The sequence below is a fragment of the Micrococcoides hystricis genome, assembly GCF_042434215.1.
GTDB lineage: Bacteria > Actinomycetota > Actinomycetes > Actinomycetales > Micrococcaceae > Micrococcoides > Micrococcoides hystricis.
This window is the reverse complement of record NZ_JBHLUB010000001.1, coordinates 358459-377439: the sequence shown is the minus strand read 5'-3', so window position 1 is coordinate 377439 and position 18981 is coordinate 358459. Positions and strand designations below refer to the sequence as shown.

General features: G+C 61.4%; 15 protein-coding genes. 11 read left to right on the top strand and 4 right to left on the bottom strand.

What is annotated here, in order from left to right:
- The first annotated feature begins 24 nt into the window (after positions 1-24).
- The 8 genes from ACFFFR_RS01705 to ACFFFR_RS01670 all read left to right on the top strand — a co-directional run bounded on the left by ACFFFR_RS01705 (position 25) and on the right by ACFFFR_RS01670 (position 9283).
- Complete coding sequence (locus ACFFFR_RS01705; protein WP_377457676.1) at positions 25-783, top strand: YebC/PmpR family DNA-binding transcriptional regulator; 759 nt, start codon at positions 25-27, stop codon at positions 781-783.
- 9 nt (positions 784-792) lie between these two features.
- Positions 793-1485 (top strand): crossover junction endodeoxyribonuclease RuvC, encoded by a 693-nt coding sequence (gene ruvC, locus ACFFFR_RS01700; protein ID WP_377457674.1) that lies wholly within the window; start codon positions 793-795, stop codon positions 1483-1485.
- 100 nt (positions 1486-1585) lie between these two features.
- On the top strand, positions 1586-2224 hold the full coding sequence (ruvA, locus tag ACFFFR_RS01695; RefSeq protein WP_377457672.1) for a Holliday junction branch migration protein RuvA: 639 nt from the start codon (positions 1586-1588) through the stop codon (positions 2222-2224).
- Between the two features lie 42 nt (positions 2225-2266).
- Entirely contained in the window at positions 2267-3376 is a 1110-nt protein-coding gene (gene ruvB / locus ACFFFR_RS01690; protein WP_377457670.1) for a Holliday junction branch migration DNA helicase RuvB, read from the top strand.
- Positions 3377-3460: 84 nt separating this feature from the next.
- Entirely contained in the window at positions 3461-3913 is a 453-nt protein-coding gene (locus ACFFFR_RS01685; protein ID WP_377457668.1) for a preprotein translocase subunit YajC, read from the top strand.
- Positions 3914-4002: 89 nt separating this feature from the next.
- On the top strand, positions 4003-5739 hold the full coding sequence (gene secD, locus ACFFFR_RS01680) for a protein translocase subunit SecD (RefSeq protein ID WP_377457666.1): 1737 nt from the start codon (positions 4003-4005) through the stop codon (positions 5737-5739).
- Positions 5732-6787, top strand: a complete 1056-nt coding sequence (gene secF, locus ACFFFR_RS01675; protein WP_377457664.1) for a protein translocase subunit SecF — start codon at positions 5732-5734, stop codon at positions 6785-6787. Before secD ends, secF begins: the two co-directional genes overlap by 8 nt.
- A gap of 141 nt (positions 6788-6928) precedes the next feature.
- On the top strand, positions 6929-9283 hold the full coding sequence (locus ACFFFR_RS01670) for a RelA/SpoT family protein (RefSeq protein WP_377457662.1): 2355 nt from the start codon (positions 6929-6931) through the stop codon (positions 9281-9283).
- On the opposite strand, the gene ACFFFR_RS01665 is transcribed toward ACFFFR_RS01670, so the two are convergent.
- Together ACFFFR_RS01665 and ACFFFR_RS01660 are read right to left on the bottom strand one after the other, a co-directional pair.
- Positions 9257-10006 carry a hypothetical protein gene (locus ACFFFR_RS01665; protein WP_377457661.1) on the bottom strand — a complete coding sequence of 250 codons (750 nt, stop codon included), beginning with the start codon at positions 10004-10006 and terminating at the stop codon, positions 9257-9259. The genes ACFFFR_RS01670 and ACFFFR_RS01665 overlap by 27 nt on opposite strands.
- A 114-nt stretch (positions 10007-10120) precedes the next feature.
- Positions 10121-11488, bottom strand: coding sequence for a DUF349 domain-containing protein (locus ACFFFR_RS01660; RefSeq protein ID WP_377457659.1), 1368 nt, complete (start codon positions 11486-11488; stop codon positions 10121-10123).
- Between the two features lie 179 nt (positions 11489-11667).
- Here ACFFFR_RS01660 and hisS point away from each other — a divergent pair, with 179 nt between their 5' ends.
- Together hisS and aspS are read left to right on the top strand one after the other, a co-directional pair.
- Positions 11668-13011 carry a histidine--tRNA ligase gene (hisS, locus tag ACFFFR_RS01655; RefSeq protein WP_377457657.1) on the top strand — a complete coding sequence of 448 codons (1344 nt, stop codon included), beginning with the start codon at positions 11668-11670 and terminating at the stop codon, positions 13009-13011.
- Between the two features lie 76 nt (positions 13012-13087).
- Positions 13088-14914, top strand: a complete 1827-nt coding sequence (gene aspS / locus ACFFFR_RS01650) for an aspartate--tRNA ligase (RefSeq protein WP_377457655.1) — start codon at positions 13088-13090, stop codon at positions 14912-14914.
- 114 nt (positions 14915-15028) lie between these two features.
- Here the strand turns inward: aspS and ACFFFR_RS01645 are convergent, their stop codons facing one another.
- Both ACFFFR_RS01645 and dtd read right to left on the bottom strand, forming a co-directional pair.
- A complete protein-coding gene (locus ACFFFR_RS01645) occupies positions 15029-16543 on the bottom strand; it encodes an HNH endonuclease signature motif containing protein (RefSeq protein ID WP_377457653.1) in 1515 nt (504 codons plus the stop codon).
- A 169-nt stretch (positions 16544-16712) separates the two neighbouring features.
- Complete coding sequence (dtd, locus tag ACFFFR_RS01640) at positions 16713-17207, bottom strand: D-aminoacyl-tRNA deacylase (protein ID WP_377457651.1); 495 nt, start codon at positions 17205-17207, stop codon at positions 16713-16715.
- A 40-nt stretch (positions 17208-17247) separates the two neighbouring features.
- On the opposite strand from dtd, the gene ACFFFR_RS01635 reads away from it, so the two are divergent.
- Positions 17248-18840, top strand: coding sequence for a replication-associated recombination protein A (locus tag ACFFFR_RS01635; protein ID WP_446686088.1), 1593 nt, complete (start codon positions 17248-17250; stop codon positions 18838-18840).
- Positions 18841-18981 lie beyond the last annotated feature (141 nt).

Below are 18981 nucleotides of genomic sequence, written 5' to 3'. Positions count from 1 at the left end.
ATCTTTACAACGCAAGGAGCATTAATGGCTGGCCACTCCAAATGGGCAACAACCAAACACAAGAAAGCTGTGATTGATGCCCGGCGGGCCAAAGCATTCGCGCGCTACATCAAACAGATTGAAGTTGCCGCCCGAGGTGGGGCGGACCTGGCTGGTAACCCGGCCCTTGAACTGGCTGTCTCCAAAGCCAAAAAGGCCTCCGTGCCCAACGACAACATCGATCGCGCCATCAAACGCGGCGCAGGTCTGACCGGTGAATCCATCGAATACACCGAGATCATGTACGAGGCCCGCGGCCCGCAGGGGTCGGCCCTGCTGGTGGAATGCCTGACGGACAACCGCAACCGCGCCGCCTCGGAAACCCGTGTGGCCATCACCCGCAATGGCGGCACCGTCGCCGACCCGGGCTCGGTGTCCTACCAGTTCGAACGCAAGGGCGTTGTTCGGTTGCCGAAGAATGACCTGACCGAAGACGATCTGCTGATGGCCGTCTTGGATGCCGGCGCCGAAGAGGTCATTGAGGACACCAATTCCTTCGAGATTCACTCGGATCCGCAGGATCTTCGCGCCGTTGTGGCAGCACTGGAAGAAAACGACATCGAGTATGAATCCGATGAGGCAGAATTCGTCTCCTCCATCAAGGTGGACCTAGATCTCGATGGTGCCAAGAAGTTCATGAAACTGGCCGACGCGCTGGAAGAACTCGACGACGTGCAGAACATCTACTCCAACGTGGACATCTCCCCGGAGGTCCTCGAGCAGCTGCACGCCGAGGAAGACTAACTTCTCTTCGTGTCCGCACAATCTTCCCCCGGCCCCCAACAAGGTCTTGCTGCACCGCCGACTAGCGTGCGTGTGCTTGGCGTTGACCCAGGACTGACCCGGTGCGGCATCGGGGTGGTGGATGTGGCCCGCAACCGTTCCGCCACCTTGGTTGACGTTGCGGTGGTTGGCACCAAACCCCACGATGAGCTTGACGTGCGGCTGGGGCACATCGACCGGCAGATCGAAGCGTATCTGAGCAAGCACCGCCCGGACGTTCTGGCCGTGGAGCGGGTGTTCGCCTACGACAACGTCTCCACCGTGATGGGGACCGCCCAAGCCATGGGTGTTGTCATCGCGGCGGCAGCCCGCCACCGGACCGCCGTCGCGCTGCTCACCCCGACCGAGGTGAAAGCGGCCGTCACCGGCAACGGCCAAGCCGGCAAAGACCAAGTGACCAACATGGTCACCCGCATCCTGAAGTTGGACGCCCCGCCCAAGCCCGCCGATGCGGCCGATGCGCTGGCTCTGGCCATCGCACACGCGTGGCGCGGGGGATTGGGGCATCGGCAAACCAGCACCGTCACCCCCGCCAAGGCGGGCCAATCCAGCCCCGCACCCCGCCGGGCCGCAGGGGGCCTGACGAAAGCCCAACAGGCGTGGTTGGCGGCGGAAAAGAACGCCCGGCGCAATGCGGGCCAGTTCAAATCCAAGAAAGGGTAGCCCGGTCAGATTAGACTATTCGTAGATTCGTTCGAATCCTGCGGGGCTGCTAGCCTTCCACCACTTCAACTCTTTGCGTATGTAAGGTGCACACACGGACATGATTCACTCCCTGACCGGTCTGGTTCAACACATCGGCCCGAGCACGGTGGTGCTCGACATCAACGGGGTCGGCATGCTGGTGAACACCACGCCGCGCGCCCTAGCCGAGGTCCGCTACGGGGACGAGCTGCAGCTGCAGACCGCCTTGATTGTCCGCGAGGATGCCCTCACCCTGTACGGTTTCGGTACCGCCGATGAACGCAGCGTCTTCGACACGCTGCTCAGCGTTTCCGGGATCGGACCAAAGCTCGCCTTGGCCATGCTGGCCCTGTATGAACCCGCACAGATTCGTGCCGCCGTCGCCGACCACGACGACAAGGCGCTCTCCAAGGTTCCCGGCGTCGGCCCGAAGACCGCCAAGCGCATCATCTTGGAACTGGCCGGAAAGCTCTTGCCAGCCGAAGATGCCGCCGCGGCCAACAGCACCGCCGAGGCGGTCCCGACGGCCTCCAATCAGGATCATGTGATCGCGGCCCTGACGACGCTTGGCTGGAGTAACAAGGAGGCCGGTGCCGCCCTGTCCGCGAGCCTGAAGGCCAACCCGGAATTGGTCGACGCTCCGGTTGATCAGATCTTGCGCCGCACGCTGGCGGATCTGGGTCAGCACACCGGAACCCGTGCCGGAGCCCGGAAGTAGCCGTGGCAGCAGCAACTCAGACCGGGCTGGAAGGAATCCTCGATGACTGAACCCACACCGCACGGTGATCGTCAGGTAGATGCAACCTCCACCGCCGAAGAGCGGGAGCTGGAGGCCGCCCTCCGTCCCAAGAACCTCGACGAATTCGTCGGCCAGCCTAGGGTCCGGCAACAGCTGTCGCTGGTCCTGCAGGCCTCGCAGCTGCGCCAGGCCCCGGCCGAGCACGTACTGCTTTCCGGACCTCCTGGGCTGGGCAAAACCACCTTGGCGATGATCATCGCCCAAGAAATGAACGCCCCGCTGCGGATTTCGTCGGGCCCGGCCATTCAACACGCCGGTGACCTGGCCGCCATCCTGTCCTCCCTCACGGAAGGGGAGGTGCTGTTCTTGGATGAAATCCACCGCATCTCTCGCACCGCAGAAGAGATGCTCTACATGGCGATGGAAGACTTCCGCGTCGACATCATCGTTGGTAAAGGGGCCGGCGCCACCGCTATCCCACTCGAACTGCCGCCGTTCACCCTGGTCGGCGCCACCACCCGGGCCGGTCTGTTGCAGGGCCCGCTGCGGGACCGCTTCGGGTTCACCGGGCACCTTGAGTTTTACGACGTCGACGAACTGGTGCTGGTCCTGCGTCGTTCGGCCATGATGTTGGACTTGCGTTTGAGCCCGGATGCCTTCGTTGAGATCGCCTCCCGCTCCCGGGGCACGCCCCGTATCGCCAACCGGCTTCTGCGCCGCGTCCGCGACTGGGCGCTGGTGCACCAAATCCACACCATCGACGTGGCGGCCGCCCAAGCAGCCTTGGACATGTACGAAGTCGATGAACGCGGCCTCGACCGGCTCGACCGCGCCGTGCTGGAGGCACTGTGCCTGAAATTCGGTGGGGGACCGGTCGGCCTGTCTACCTTGGCGATCGCCGTGGGCGAAGAAGTCGAAACGGTGGAGACCGTCGCCGAACCATACCTAGTCCGGGAAGGCCTGCTCGGGCGCACCCCGCGGGGCCGGGTCGCCACCGCCGCAGCATGGGAGCATCTGGGCCTACGCGCCCCCGATGACGCCCAGCAGGGACAGCGCATGTCCACCCGCAATGTCAGCGACCAATCCGGGGCGAACCCGGATCAAGACAATCCAGAAACCCCGCTCTGGTAGGGCGCGTAGATTGGTCACCACAGCTCAAACACCGTAAAATAGCGGTGATCTTTGTGCATCGAAAACCTTAAGGACACCCACATCGTGATTCAGCCAACTCTGCTCACACTCGCTCAGGGCCAAGACCAGGCCGCTGGCAACTCCGGACCCGACTTCTTCACCATCATCCTGCTTGTCGGTGCCGGTCTGCTGCTGTTCATGATGTTCCGCAAGTCCAAGAACGCCCAGGCCGAGCAGGTCAAGATGCGCTCAACCTTGGAGCCAGGTACTCGCGTCATGACCCAGTTCGGTCTGTTCGGCGAGATCGTCTCCGTTGACTCGGACAACTCCGAGGTCATCCTGGAACTGTCTCCGGGTAACTTCGCCACCGTCCACCTGCAGACCATCTCCCGCGTCATCGACGCAGAAGAGGCCACCGTGGCTGCCGAAACCGACGAGAACGTCGTTTCCGAACCAAACGTTGAAGCTCAAGAAGCAGAGCGCGACCAGTTCCCGCACGACCCACAGGATCCACAAAACCCTGAAGAGCGTCGCTAAGCACGTGAAACCGCAAGCGCCCGCCGGTGTCAGCTGCTTCAAGTTGGCCCCGGTTGGGCGCTGCATCCTTGTAAGAAAGAAGTAGCCACATGGCTAAAAACGGCATTACTGCCTCGGCACGCAAAACCCTCATCGGTTTGCTGCTGCTTCTGCTGGTCATGACCGGTGCTGTCATCACCGGCGTGGTCCTGAACCAGACCGACGGCAAGGTCAAACTCGCCCTCGACTTGGAAGGCGGCACCCAGATGGTGCTAGCCCCCATTGTTGAGGACACCGAGGGTGATAACCAGCTCTCCCAAGAGACCCTTGACCAGGCGGTGGAGATCATCCGCCAACGCGTTGACGGCTCCGGTGTCTCCGAAGCCGAAATCACCACCCAAGGTGGCCGCAACGTCGTCGTCTCCATGCCCGGTATTCCCGATCCCGAGACCCGCCGGCTGATCCAAGCCTCAGCCGCCATGGAGTTCCGCCCGGTCATCGCTGCCGGCGCCGGAACCGCGGTACCGGAGGAGGACCGGACCCCAGAAGCAGAAATCCCAGAACCAACCGGGGAACCGGAGAACGGTTCCGATCCGAACTGGGTCACCAAGGAGCTCTACCAAGAGTTCGAGGCCACCGACTGCATGCAGGGCCCCGGTGAGCAAGACCGTGCCGCCACCAAGGCAGAAGAACCGATGGTGGCCTGTGACTACAGCACGGGGGAGAAGTTCATCCTCGGCCCGATGGAGGTCAAGGGATCGGACATCAGCGACGCGTCCTTCGGCCTGGTTCAGTCCAACACCGGTGTATCGACCGGCATGTGGGCCGTGAACCTGTCCTTCAACAACGAGGGCACCGAGGCGTTCCGCAAGGTCACCACCCGGTTGGCCCCACTGCAGGGGAACCCAAATCGCTTCGCCGTGGTTCTTGACGATGCCGTGATCTCTGCCCCGACCACCAACGCGGTGATCCCGAACGGGCAGGCTCAGATTTCCGGTAACTTCGACGAAAATTCTGCCAAGGCCCTGTCCGAACAGCTCAAATACGGTGCGCTGCCGATCAGCTTCGACATCCAGTCCGAGCAGCAGATCTCCGCAACCTTGGGTACCGATCAGCTGCGCATGGGCCTGTGGGCCGGCATCATCGGTCTGATCCTGGTGGCGGTCTATTCGATCTTCCAGTACCGGATGTTGGGTCTGGTCACCATCGCCTCGCTGGTCGTGGCCGGTGTGCTGACCTACTTGGCGATCGTGTTGTTGGGCTGGAGTGACAACTACCGGTTGTCCCTGGCGGGTATCGCCGGTCTGATCGTCGCCATCGGTCTGACCGCGGACTCCTTCATCGTCTACTTTGAACGCATCAAGGATGAGCTACGCAACGGCCGAGAACTCATCGGTGCCGTCGAGCACGGGTGGGAACGCGCCCGTCGCACCGTCTTGGCCTCCAAAGCGGTCAACCTGTTGGCCGCCGTGGTCCTGTACTTCGTCGCCGTCGGTAACGTCCGTGGTTTCGCGTTCACCCTGGGTCTGACCGCCGTGGCTGACTTGGTTGTGGTCTTCCTGTTCACCCACCCGGTGATGCAGCTGCTGGCCACCACCCGGTTCTTCGGCCAAGGCCACCGTGCCTCCGGTCTTGACCCGTCGTTGCTGGGTGTCGTCCCGCTGTACCAAGGCGCCGGCAAGATCCGCGGTTTCAACCCAACCCCGGTCATGACCTCCGGCAAGGGTAAGGCCAAGGGTGCTAAAGCCAAGAAGGAAGCAGCCCGACGGATGAGCATTGCGGAACGCAAACGCCAGGCCGCCCTCGAGCATTCGAGCTCCGGCGCAGAGGAGACCAAGAATGACTGAGACCATGCACGATAAGAACCCCCAGCAGCCCGAGCACAACGCCGGCCCCGAGGGGGAGAACACCCCGAAAGTCTCCGCGCTAGCACGCTGGGGTAACGAGCTCTACACCGGTAAGCGGTCCTACCCGTTCGTGCGGATCTTCCCGATCTCCATGGCCGTGGCCGGAGCCTTGATGATCATCTCCTTGTTGATCCCGCTCTTTGGCGGCGGTTTCCACTTGGGGATCGACTTCCGTGGCGGCTCCGAATTCACCATTTCACAGGTGAAGAACACCGACATTGCCCCCGGTCAGGAAGCAGTCAGCTCCGTGGCCGAAACCCAAGAAGCCACGGTCACCAACATCGCCCCGGGCACCATCCGGGTGCAGACCGAACGCCTCGACGACGACCAGACTCTGGCCGTCGCCCAAGCGCTGCAGGAGAGCTACGATGTCTCCGCGGACCAGGTGACCAGCACCTTTATTGGCCCCACCTGGGGTGCGGACGTCTCCAAGCAGGCGTTGATCGGTCTGATCTCCTTTATCGTGCTGGTCGCCTTGCTGATGGCCCTGTACTTCCGGACGTGGAAGATGTCACTGGCGGCCATCATCGGGCTGATCGTGGTGGTCGTCATTACCGCTGGGGTGTACGCGGCCTCTGGTTTCGAAGTCACGCCCTCGGCCATCATCGGTTTCCTAACCATCCTGTCCTACGCCCTGTATGACACCGTGGTGGTCTTCGACAAGATCAGGGAGAACACCGCGGATATAGCGACCGCCGAGGCGCCGGTGCGGACCTTCGCCGAGAAGGTTAATCTGGCAATCAACCAGACTCTGGTCCGCTCGATCAACACCTCCGTGGTGGCCATCCTGCCGGTCGGCTCGATTCTCTGGATCGGTGCGTTCTTGCTGGGCGCTGGCACCTTGCGGGACATCTCGCTGGCGATCTTCGTCGGTATCATCATCGGTACCTTGGCCACCGTCTTCATCCAGGCACCGCTGTATGCGTGGCTGCGCCGCAACGATGAGGACATCAAGGCACACGATCGACGGGTCACCGAAGTCGAGTAATCGGCCTTCCATCTAAAACGCACTAAAAACTTTCGGGCCGGTGTAGCAACACAAGTTGCGCACCGGCCCGAGGTTTATCCTTGCGGCGCTCGGCCTAGGTATAGTGATTTAATCAATGTATAGGTCAGGAGGGGTACACGAATGACGAGCACTGACCCCACAGGCGGGTCGCAGAAGAATCCGCCACAGAACGCTGGCCCCTCAAACCCAGCACCTGTGGCGTTCCCGCCGACCGCGCCCATCCAAGTTGTGCCGCCACCGAAGCCGACCGTGCGCCGACCACGCTCACGGCTCAAAGGATTCGGGGGACGCGGGCCTGAATATTCGCCCATGCTCGAGCCGCTGCTGCGGACCGTGCGAGTCCAGCACCCGCGCGAAGACCTCGACTTCATCATCCGCGCCTTCGAAACCGCGGAGAAGTATCACGAAGGTCAACGCCGTAAATCCGGGGACCCGTACATCACCCACCCGGTGGCCGTCGCCACCATCCTGGCGGACCTGGGCCTCAGCGGCACCACCTTGGCCGCCGCACTGCTGCACGACACGGTGGAGGACACCGAGTACACGCTCGAGCAGCTCACGGCAGACTTCGGCGAAGAAGTAGCCCTGCTCGTTGACGGCGTCACCAAACTCGACTCGGTCGATTTGGGTACCGACTCCAAGGTAGAGACGCTCCGCAAAATGGTCGTGGCCATGAGTCGAGACATCCGCGTGTTGCTGATCAAGCTCGCCGACCGTCTGCACAATGCCCGCACCTGGCGTTACGTGTCCCCAGAATCCTCCGCCCGCAAGGCGAAAGAAACTCTCGATATTTTCGCCCCGCTGGCGCACCGGTTGGGTATGAACACCATCAAATGGGAGCTCGAAGACCTCTCCTTTGCCGCGCTGCAACCGAAGATCTACGAAGAACTTGTCCGGTTGGTCGGGGAGCGCACCCCGGAACGGGAAAAATACGTCAACGGGGTCACCCAAGAGATCGAAGCAGACCTGCGTGAAGCGAAGATTCGCGGCCAGGTCTCGGGTAGGCCGAAGCACTACTTCTCGATTTACCAGAAGATGGTCAATCAGAATAAGGCCTTCAACGATATCCACGATTTGATCGGCGTCCGCGTCCTCGTGGATACGGTGGGGCAGTGCTACGCCGTCCTCGGTGCCGTCCACGCCCGATGGACACCACTGGGTGGTCGTTTCAAGGACTACATCGCCAACCCCAAGTTCAACCTGTACCAATCCCTGCACACCACCGTGGTGGGTCCGTTGGGCCGTCCCGTGGAGATCCAGATCCGTACCTTCCGGATGCACCAGCTGGCCGAGTACGGTGTTGCCGCGCACTGGAAGTACAAACAAGGTTCCAAGACCGGGGATATGCGCTGGCTGCGCTCGGTGGTGGACTGGCAAAAGAACACCCAAGACCCGAACGAGTTCTTCCAATCCCTCCAGTTTGAAATCAATGCCCAAGAGGTGTTCGTCTATACCCCGAAGGGCACCGTCATGTCGCTTCCGGCCGGCTCAACTCCGGTCGACTTCGCCTACGCGATCCACACCGACATCGGCAACAGCACCATCGGTGCCCGGGTCAACAACCGCCTGGTTCCCTTGAACACGACGCTGGAGAACGGCGACCGCGTAGAAATCATTCGCTCCAAGTCTCCGACGGCCAGCCCGTCGCGCGACTGGCTGAATTTCGTCCAATCCGGCAAGGCTCGCTCCCGGATCCGGCATTGGTACTCCAAAGAACGCCGCGTTGAGAACATCGAAGTCGGCAAGGACATGCTCTCCAAAGCCCTGCGTAAATCGCACGGGCCGGCGCACGAGAAGGCAACACCACAACTCATTGCTGAAGTCGCCGAAACCATGAACTACGCCGACACCACGGCGCTGTATTCAGCCATCGGTGAGGGGCACATCTCCACGCAGAATGTGCTGGAGAAGCTGAATCAGCTCATCGCTCCGACACCGGAGGAAGACTCCGATGAGGTGCCAACCGAGCTGACCGATCGCAGCACCACGGTCCGTCCGATCGAAACGGGCGGCTCCGACATCATCGTCGAAGGTGGAGCCGACGGCCTGCTGGTGAAGCTGGCGCGCTGCTGCGCCCCGATGCCACCGGATGAGATCACCGGTTACGTCACCCGCGGTTCGGGAATCTCGGTGCACCGGGTCGATTGTGACAACATCCGCCACATGAAAGAAGAGGCGGGCCGGTTGCTGAAGGTGCGGTGGGCCGAAACCGTTCATTCCACCTTCCTAGTGGAGATCACGGTGGAAGCGTTGGACCGGCCGTCGCTGCTGTTGGATGTGACGAAAGTGCTCTCGGATCACCATGTCGATATCCGCAAGGTGGATCTGCAAACCACCAAGGAACAGGTGGCCATCGCCATGTTCGCGTTCGAAATGTCCGATTCCAAATACTTGGACACCATCCTGAACGCGATCCGGCGCATTGATGGCGTGTACGACGTCTACCGTTCAATGGACCGGCGACGGCGCCGCTAAGCTCTTCTTTTCCTCGGTATCGATTGGCAGTGGCCGGGCCGAACACGCCAGCCATTCGGTCAGATGCCGCTGCGCCCTGCGCCGCATGGCAGGCAGCCCCAATCGCTCCGTAGCTGCTAGTGCTTGGGCAACTTTGCGCGGACACGGCAGGCCATCTTTTTTCAGCAATGCAGCTGCCGCCACCCACGCCTTGGGGCTGTACTCATGGATCAGCAGTTCTGCCGCGCATTGGGCAGGGGAGATGGCGACGACTTCGCCGACGCGGTAGAACTCATCCTTATCGAGGTTCAGCTGGTAGGAGCGGAATTCCCGACTCCGATAATCCTTGGCGGGATGGACATACAACCTCGAAAGAAACTCGGCGAAGGCCGGTGGCCCGCTCACCCCGTACAGCCAGGCCGCACTCCATCTGCAGAAGACGGGATCTTGCCCCCACGAATCCTCAATCATCAGCGCTAACGCCCGCGACCGTTCAGCCGGGGTCCGCAACGGACGCTCCGCATACACGCTGCCCACCGCCGGCACCAGCGCACCATCGTAACGCAGACTAGCCAGCTGCGTTCTGCTGAGGTCTCGACCGGCGTGCACTAAGTGAACTTCCTCGGGTGCAAACGGGTCGGGATTCTCGATGTCGGCCAACCGGTAGGCGGCCGTGAGGTCTCCAATGGTGAAGTTGCGAACCAGGTAGGAGGATTCTTTGCGGGTGATCGATGCGCGGCTCATACCCTCAAGAATGAACAAACCCCAGCTGTCCTGCCACCGTTACTGTCGGTAGCTGTGGACAAACTGGGGTTGTTTCAGGCTGTGTAACCGTGCCTGCCGGTTGAGCCGTCCGAGTTATTCGGTAGCGGCCTCGATGGTTGCCAACCACTGCTGGCGTGCTTCCAAGGCCTCTTCGGCGGCGGCGATCTTCTTCGCATCGCCGCTTGCCTGGGCGTCAGCGAGTTCTTTTTCCAGCTCGCTGATGGAATCGCGGAGCTGGTTCAGGGCGCTGTTGGCACGTGCTTCGATTTCCGGATCCGTGCGGCGCCACTGCTCGTCTTCGGCTGCCTTGACGGCGTTTTCGACCTTCCGCAGCCCGGACTCCAGACGATTCAGGTCAGCCCGCGGTACCCGGCCGGCCTCTTCCCACTCATCCTGAATCTGGCCTAGGGCCTTCTTGGTGGCGGCGAGGTCCTGCACCGGTAGCAACTGTTGGGCCCGCTCAAGGAGAGCTTCCTTAACGTCGCGGTTGGCCTGCAGTTCTTTCTCCACCTCGGCGTTGACCGCCTGACGTGCGTCGAAGAACTTGTCCTGGGCGGCACGGAACCGTGCCCACAGGGCGTCATCCAGATTGCGGGACGCTCGACCGGCCTTCTTCCACCGGTCCATCAGGTTTCGGTAGGCGGCCGCGGTCGGACCCCAGTCGGTGGAGTCAGACATGGCTTCGGCCTCGGCGATCAGCTTTTCTTTCACACGTTTGACTTCGGCCCGTTCGACATCGAGCTGCGAGAAAAAGGCGCGGCGCTGTTTGTCATACTGGGTACGGGCGGCACGGAAACGCTTCCAGAGCGCGTCCTCAACCGCCTTGCCCAACCGTGGGCCGGTCTTCTGCGATGCTTTCCACAAATCGAAGAGTTCATTCATGCGGGCGGTGGACTGCTTCCACATGATCTTCTTGACATCGGTGTCAGCGATCTGTTCGGCCTCGGCGACGATGGCCTCCCGGTTGGCCTTTTCCTGCTCAACGCGGGCGGCGGCCTGTTCCTTTTGTTCGGCGGCCAGCTTCGCGGCGTCCTGGGTCAGGCTCTCCAAACGGGATTCCAGATCGGCGATGTCCCCGACCATGTTCTTCTGTTCAAGCTGTGACTGAAGCGTCTCCACGGCCTTGGTGATGTCACTGGTCTTGGCGCCAGCCTTCACCCGTTGTTCCAGCAGCACCAACTGGGCGTGGGCGTCTTCGAACTTTCGGACGAAGTAATCCAATGCCTCTTCATTAGTGGCATCGGGGTACTGGCCTACCGGAACGGTTTCACCTTGGTATTTCACGCTGACGTGGCCGTCTTCGCTCACGGAACCGAAGGCATGCGCCGCTTCGGCATCAAAGTCAGACGTGGCGGCTGGGACCACCGGCAAAGCCGGTTTCTTCTTGGCAAAAGCCGCGGGGGAGGGCACCGCCGGTGGACGTGGCTTGTTTGTTTCGTCGGATTGTTGACGTTCAGTCACCGCTAAAACCTTTTCGCATCGAGTGATCAGCTTGTTGTCTTCAGGTGAGCCAAGTTGCCCTAGCTCACAGATGAGCCTACCGCACCGGTGGCGCATCAGACGAGATAACAGCGGTAAGATAGGCCAAAGACGAAATCTTTCCCTCCCTCATCGGCATACCAAAGGAGCGCTCTGCCCTCATGGCACGTAAATCCTCCCTGTCCGGGTTCACCGAACTGCTACCGGCAGAACGGGTGATCGAGAACCATATCTTGGAGGTGTTAGCGAAAACCTTTGAGCTGCATGGTTTTGCCAACATCGAAACACGCGCCGTTGAGCCGGTCGAGCAGCTCCTGCGTAAAGGAGAGATCGACAAAGAAATTTACGTGATCTCCCGCATCCATGAGGAGGCGTCCGAGGCTGCCGCCAAATCTCGCCAGTTGGCTCTGCACTTCGATCTCACGGTGCCGTTCGCACGCTACGTGGTGGAAAACGCCGGCTACTTGGCGTTCCCATTCCGCCGCTACCAGATTCAGAAAGTCTGGCGAGGTGAACGCCCCCAAGATGGTCGCTCCCGTGAATTCACGCAAGCCGACATCGACGTCGTCGGAGATGGCACCTTGCCTTTCGTGTACGACGTGGAACTAGCCGTGGTGATGGCTGAAGCGTTGAGCAAGTTGCCCATTGGTGACTTCAAACTGCGGATCAACAACCGCAAACTTACCGAAGGTTTCTACACTGGTCTGGGCCTGACCGACACCGCCGCTGTGCTGCGTGAAATCGACAAACTGGAAAAGATCGGTGCCGATGCGGTGCGGGAAAACCTCATCGAACACGCCGGTGCCTCCGCCGAACAAGCTGACAAGGCCCTCGCGCTGGCCCAGATCCGCAGTGAGGACACCAGTTTTGTGGACGAGGTCCGCGCCCTCGGCGTCAGCGGTGACCAACTGGAGGAGGGCCTGTCCGAACTGTCCGCCGTCATCGCCGCGGTCAATGAGCAGGCACCCGGAAGGGGCGTGGCCGATCTGTCCATTGCCCGCGGGTTGGACTACTACACCGGCACCGTCTACGAGACGGTGCTGGTCGGTCACGAAGACTTGGGTTCGATCTGCTCCGGAGGCCGCTACGACGCGTTAGCCACCAAGGGCAAGAAAAACTACCCGGGTGTGGGCCTGTCCATCGGCGTCACCCGGCTCGTGTCCCGGCTGCTCGGTCAAGAGCTCGTCAGCGCATCCCGCCCTGTGCCTTCGGTCGTGTACATCACCCTCGCCACCGATGAAGACTGGCCCGCCGCGCAGAAGATCGCCCAACAGCTGCGCTCCCGAGGCATCGCCTGCGAGGTTGCCGCATCCGCGGAGAAGTTCGGCAAGCAGATCCGTTACGCTGACCGCCGCAGCATCCCGTACGTTTGGTTCACGCACTCCGATGGCACCCATGAGGTGAAGGACCTGCGCAGCGGTGAACAGAGCCCGGCCGATGCGCTGACGTGGTGCCCGGCTGAAGAAGACCTACGTCCGTTTATTAGCTTGGCTGAAAACAGCTAAACTTGTCCCTTAGGACTTTCGACCCGGCGAAGAATTCGTATCGCCACCACAGCACCACAGAAGGAATCGCACTACCGTGCTTCGCACCCACACCCTTGCAGAACTAAACAGCGAGCTCATCGGCCAACAAGTCACCTTGACCGGGTGGGTTGCCCGTCGTCGTGACCACGGCGGTGTTGCCTTTGTGGATCTGCGCGATGCCTCCGGCGTTGCCCAGATTGTGGTCCGGGACGAGGACGAGTTCGATCAGCTGCGCAACGAATACGTGCTGCAGGTGACCGGAACGGTCGAACGCCGCCCTGAAGGTAACGAAAACCCGGCCATCGCCTCCGGTGAGATTGAAGTCATCACCGACCAGGTGACCGTGCTGAACACCTGCGCACCGCTGCCATTCCAGATCGATGAGCACGTAGAAGTGGGCGAAGAAGCCCGCTTGAAGCACCGCTACTTGGATCTGCGCCGGCCTGGCCCTGCCAAGGCGATGCGGCTGCGCTCTGAAGCCAACCGGGTCGCGCGCAACGTGCTGCACGATGAGGGCTACCTTGAGGTCGAGACCCCAACCCTGACCCGCTCCACGCCGGAAGGTGCCCGCGACTTCGTGGTTCCGGCACGTCTAGCACCCGGTTCCTGGTATGCCCTGCCGCAGTCCCCGCAGCTGTTCAAACAGTTGCTGCAAGTCGGCGGTCTGGAGAAGTACTACCAGATTGCCCGTTGCTACCGCGATGAAGACTTCCGGGCCGACCGTCAGCCGGAGTTCACCCAGCTGGACATCGAGGCCTCCTTCGTCGATCAGGACGACGTCATCGCCTTGGGCGAAAAGCTGATCACCGAGTTGTGGAAACTCATCGACGTGGTCATCCCGACCCCGTTGCCAAGGATCACCTATGCCGAGGCCATGGCCAAATATGGTACCGACAAACCGGATCTGCGTTTCGGTCTGGAACTGACTGAGCTCACCGAATACTTCAAGGACACCACCTTCCGCGTCTTCCAGGCCCCCTACGTGGGCGCTGTGGTGATGCCCGGTGGCGCTTCCCAGCCACGGCGCACCTTGGATGCGTGGCAGGAATGGGCCAAGCAGCGTGGTGCCAAGGGGCTGGCCTATGTTCTGGTTCAGGAAGATGGCACCTTGGGCGGGCCCGTGGCCAAGAACCTCACCGACACCGAACGCGAGGGCCTGTGTGCCGCGGTGGGTGCCGAGGCCGGAGACTGCATCTTCTTCGCAGCCGGTGACGCCAAGTCCGCCCGCGCACTTCTGGGTGCGGCCCGCGTTGAGATCGGTCACCGCACCGGTTTGATAAAGGACGGCGAGTGGTCCCTGCTCTGGGTCGTTGATGCCCCGATGTTTGAACCAACCGCCGACGCTGTTGCTTCCGGTGACGTCGCGGTTGGTGGCGGCGCTTGGACCGCCGTCCACCACGCCTTCACCTCTCCGAAGCCAGAGTTCATGGATACCTTCGACACCGATCCCGGTTCTGCGCTGGCCTATGCGTACGACATCGTGTGCAACGGTAACGAAATCGGTGGCGGTTCGATCCGTATTCACAACCAGGAAGTCCAGAAGCGTGTCTTCAAGGTCATGGGCATCGATGAAGCCGAGGCCGAGGAGAAGTTTGGTTTCCTCCTGGAAGGCTTCAAGTACGGCGCACCTCCACACGGTGGCATCGCCTTCGGGTGGGACCGTACCGTGGCGCTGTTGGCCGGTCACGACTCGATCCGTGAAGTGATCGCGTTCCCGAAGACCGGCGGCGGGTTCGATCCGCTGACCGAGGCGCCTGCTCCGATCACCGCCCAGCAGCGTAAAGAAGCTGGTGTGGACGCCAAGCCTGAGCCGAAGGACAAGAAGAAGGATGCCGCTGAAGGCCGAGCCGCAGACAAGTCTGCTGAGCCTGCCAAGCAGTAACTGAGAATCGGAGAATTTCCGGCCAACTTTACAAAAGTGACCCCGGTATCCACATTGCTGTCAAGCATGTGTTGGGTGCCGGGGTCACTTGCTGCGCGGGTCTTCCTCGCTTCGCTAAAACGGGGGTTCTTCCAGTTGTTGTCGGATCTGCTCCCATGCGTTCGGGTGCAGCGGTAAGCGCGGATAAGTGAATTCACTTTGCCCGGTTTGTGGGAATCTGAACTCCAGAACACCATCGCCACGTTCCGGGCGCAGGGACACCTCCCACCAACCGGCTGATTTACCGCCGTGGTGCTTCTTGCACAGCAGCGCCAAACCGTAAAGCTCACTGGTGCCGCCGAGTGCGAAATCGTTGACATGGTCCACCTCGCACTCGGTGCCAGGTACCCGGCATCCGGGGAAGCGACAGTGTTGATCTCGCAAGAGGAGTAAGTCTCTGATTCTCGGCGCGGGTCTGCGCGTTCGGACGCTCAGACCGATCGGATATCCAGATGCCGGATGCGTCAGAACAGCTTGTAGGGTACTCACCTGCTGAAGAAGTCGAGCCAACTCCGGGGCGCTGAGTTTGTGCTGTTGGCCGAGGACGGAAGAACTCGGTTTGTGCTTCAGTCCGTTTCTTGTCTGGTTCTGGGACGCAGCTGGCGGGGTAAGGAACTCGAACTGGTTGGCCTTCAGGGTCCCGCCGAGACTTAGCCACTGATCGAGCGTGATCATCAGGTAGGCAAAGATGCGACGCGTTGGGCGCGCCTGTTTCTGGCAGCCGCACCCCTGAGCCGAAGCTGGCTCCGAATCTTGGACGGTATGTTTGTTCACGGTGAGTAACTCCACGAACAAATCTGCTTGACGTTGCGTCAGCGTGCGTTGATCGGACGGTGACTTAGTGCGGGCAACATCGTTCAGGGCCCGCTGAATCGTGGCTGCGTCCCCGGCACTGATGTGGGCACTGAGGTTGGCCATGCCGTCTGCGGCGGGGCTGATGCGCACACAACGCTTGGCCCTAGCGGCTCGATGCCGTGCCGCCTGATTTTCCGGGTGGTGAGCGTCGCGCAGCTGGGCTGCTTTGCTGGTGTATTCGGTTTCGGGGATGTCCGGTGCGGCTAAGTCTTCAAGCTTGGAGCCTAAGTCGTTCTTAGCGGCATCTGTCCGGGCGACGGCGTCCTCGTAGTGTCCGTCCTGCCAGGGCTGCCCGGTCCAGTCTTGATCCGGCCTCGGTGGGGGAATGGACTTGAGTTTCTCTCCGGCGGCACGCACGTGTTCGAGGGGAATCTGGCCATGGTGGAGCTGTTCAACTAGGTTTGGGGCGTGCAGGATGAGGTTCACGGCCAGCAGCAAGAAGTTCTGCGCTTTGGCTTCAGTCAGGCGCCGCAAGCGTGCATAGGCCGGAACGCTTTGCCGCATGAGCTTGCCTTTGTCGATGTGCTGCAAGTAATGGGCGGTGAGCTGATCTGCGCGCATGCTCGTCCGATGCTCGCGTGCTTGAGCCAGGAGGAATTGGAAGCCGTGCAGATAGGCTTTTGCGGTGGCCTTGCGTATCGCCAGTTCATCGGCGGCAACCACCTCTGCTAGTTCCGCAGCGGTTTCAGGCGCGTCGAGGTCGATTCCGGCGATGACGTGCTGGTGTGTTGACATGGCCCGAACCTCCCTTGAAGCAAACGTTGTTGAGCCGATTGCTTTCCAGCAAACCAGATTGTGGTCTCTGGGCTGCTAGGGGAGGAAGCGGGCATGTAGAAGGGCCCCGGGCTGGGCCTTGAGTGGAGGATTTGACACTACATGTGCGGGAAAGAGCTTGCTTCCTGCGCTAGCCGCGGCGCGGACGGTTGAGCTCCTCGGTGTCCAACCACAGGCTGTAGGGGCCAGCGTTGGTGGAACTGACTTCCATCATCGCCCCGAATTCACCGTAGGCAACCGTGCCGCCGGCGGCCGTGACGCGCTCGGTCAGGGCCGCACAAAACGCTTCGTAGACCGGTTCTGCCAGGTGCCCCGGAGCAGCGGCGGAGTAGGAGGGACGCCGACCACGACGGGCATCCGCATAGAGGGTGAACTGGCTGATGATCAGCGCGTCAGCGCCGGTGCTGGCCAAGGACTTCTCATCGTGCAGGATGCGCTGCTGGAAGATCTTTTCGGCCAAGGCTTCGGCCACCGCCGCGTCATCGTCCGGGGTGCTGGCCACCAGGATCAGCAGACCCGCACCAATCGTCCCGACCCGGCGGCGCGGAACCTCAGGATCGGTGAGCTCACCATCGTCAATGACATCTACATGGGCGTGGCTGACACGTTGAATAAGGGCGCGCATACCCACCAGCCTAACGCGGGCCGGAGCCAACGTGGGCTGTATGTGCAGGCCCGTCCCAGGGTACCTGTTGCTGCGATACAGTGAACGGGTGGACGGATTATTCGATCTTGAACCCGAGGACCAGCCGACATCTGAGCCGACCCGCCGGCGCGGGCATCAGCCGTTGGCCGCTCGGATGCGCCCACGCACCATCGATGAGGTGGTGGGCCAGCAGCACTTGCTGAAGGCTGGTTCGCCGTTACGTCAGTTGGCCACCGGCACCGGTAAAGGTCCTGCCGGACTGTCCTCGGTGATTCTGTATGGCCCGCCGGGCACCGGCAAGACCACGCTGGCCCACGTATTGGCCGCTGGTTCAGATCGGAAGTTTGTCGAGCTGTCCGCCATCACCTCCGGCATCAAGGACGTCCGGGCCGTGATGGACCAGGCGCTGCTGGATCGTGACCTCTACGGGCGTACCACCATCTTGTTCCTCGATGAGATCCACCGGTTTAATAAGGCGCAGCAGGACGCCTTGTTACCAGGGGTGGAAAACGGGTGGATCGTGCTGGTGGCAGCGACTACGGAGAACCCGTCCTTCTCCGTGGTGTCTCCGCTGCTATCCAGGTCATTGATGTTGACGTTGAAGCCGTTGACCGATGACGACATCGCGGTGCTGCTGCAACGCGCGCTGGAAAGTGAGCGTGGGTTGAACAACTCGGTGACCATCTCGGCTGATGCCCAGGAGCATTTGGTGCGCACGGCCCAAGGCGATGCCCGGCGCGCGCTGACCGCGCTAGAAGCCGCAGCCGCGGTCGCACTGGAAGATGCTGCCCGTTCCGCCGACCACAGTGCTTCGGCCCAAGAGCCTGAGGTTGCGACCCAGGCCGTTGACGAGGACGATGCCGAGGCTGCCGAGGACACGTCCGGGCACGCCGATGTCCCGTTTGATGTCGAAGCTGAGATGGAGGCGGAGACCGAGACGCCGCAAGCTTCCCAAACGGATTCATCAGTCCCGGAAATCACACTGGCTCACGCGGAACAGGCCCTAAATCAGGCGGTGCAACGCTACGACAAGGACGGCGATCAGCACTACGATGTGGTCTCGGCCTTCATCAAGTCCATGCGTGGCTCCGACCCCGATGCTGCGCTGCACTATTTGGCACGCATGTTGGAGGCGGGGGAGGACCCCCGGTTCGTGGCGCGGCGAATCATGATCTGTGCTTCCGAGGATGTCGGTATGGCCGACCCGCAGGCCCTTCAGGTTGCGGTCGCCGCCGCCCAGTCGGTGCAACTGGTGGGGATGCCCGAAGCGCGCATCATGCTGGCGCAGGCGGTGGTGCACATCGCAACCGCACCCAAATCGAACGCGTCCTACATGGGCATCAATAAGGCCATCGCCGATGTGCGTGCTGGCAAAGGTGCCCAGGTGCCACCGCATCTACGAGACGCCCACTATCCCGGGGCAAAAGCCTTGGGCCACGGGAAAGGCTACAAGTACTCCCACGATTACCCGCATTCGGTCAGCCAGCAACAGTACTTGCCCGATGACCTGCAAGCGAGCGAGTATTACGTGCCCACCACCAACGGTTTTGAACGTGAGTTGAATCACCGCGTGGAGCTGTTGCGTCAAATGGTTCGCGGCCAACAGAACTGATAAACTAGCTTCCGCTCTGGCAAGCAAGTTCCTTGCGTACTTGTTGTAGGACAAGGGTACGCGGTAAGCCCCAACTCTCCATCCTCGGAGGCCAGTCTTTCTGCTGCTTTTTTCGGGCACAGAATCTTTAGCGAAGATTAC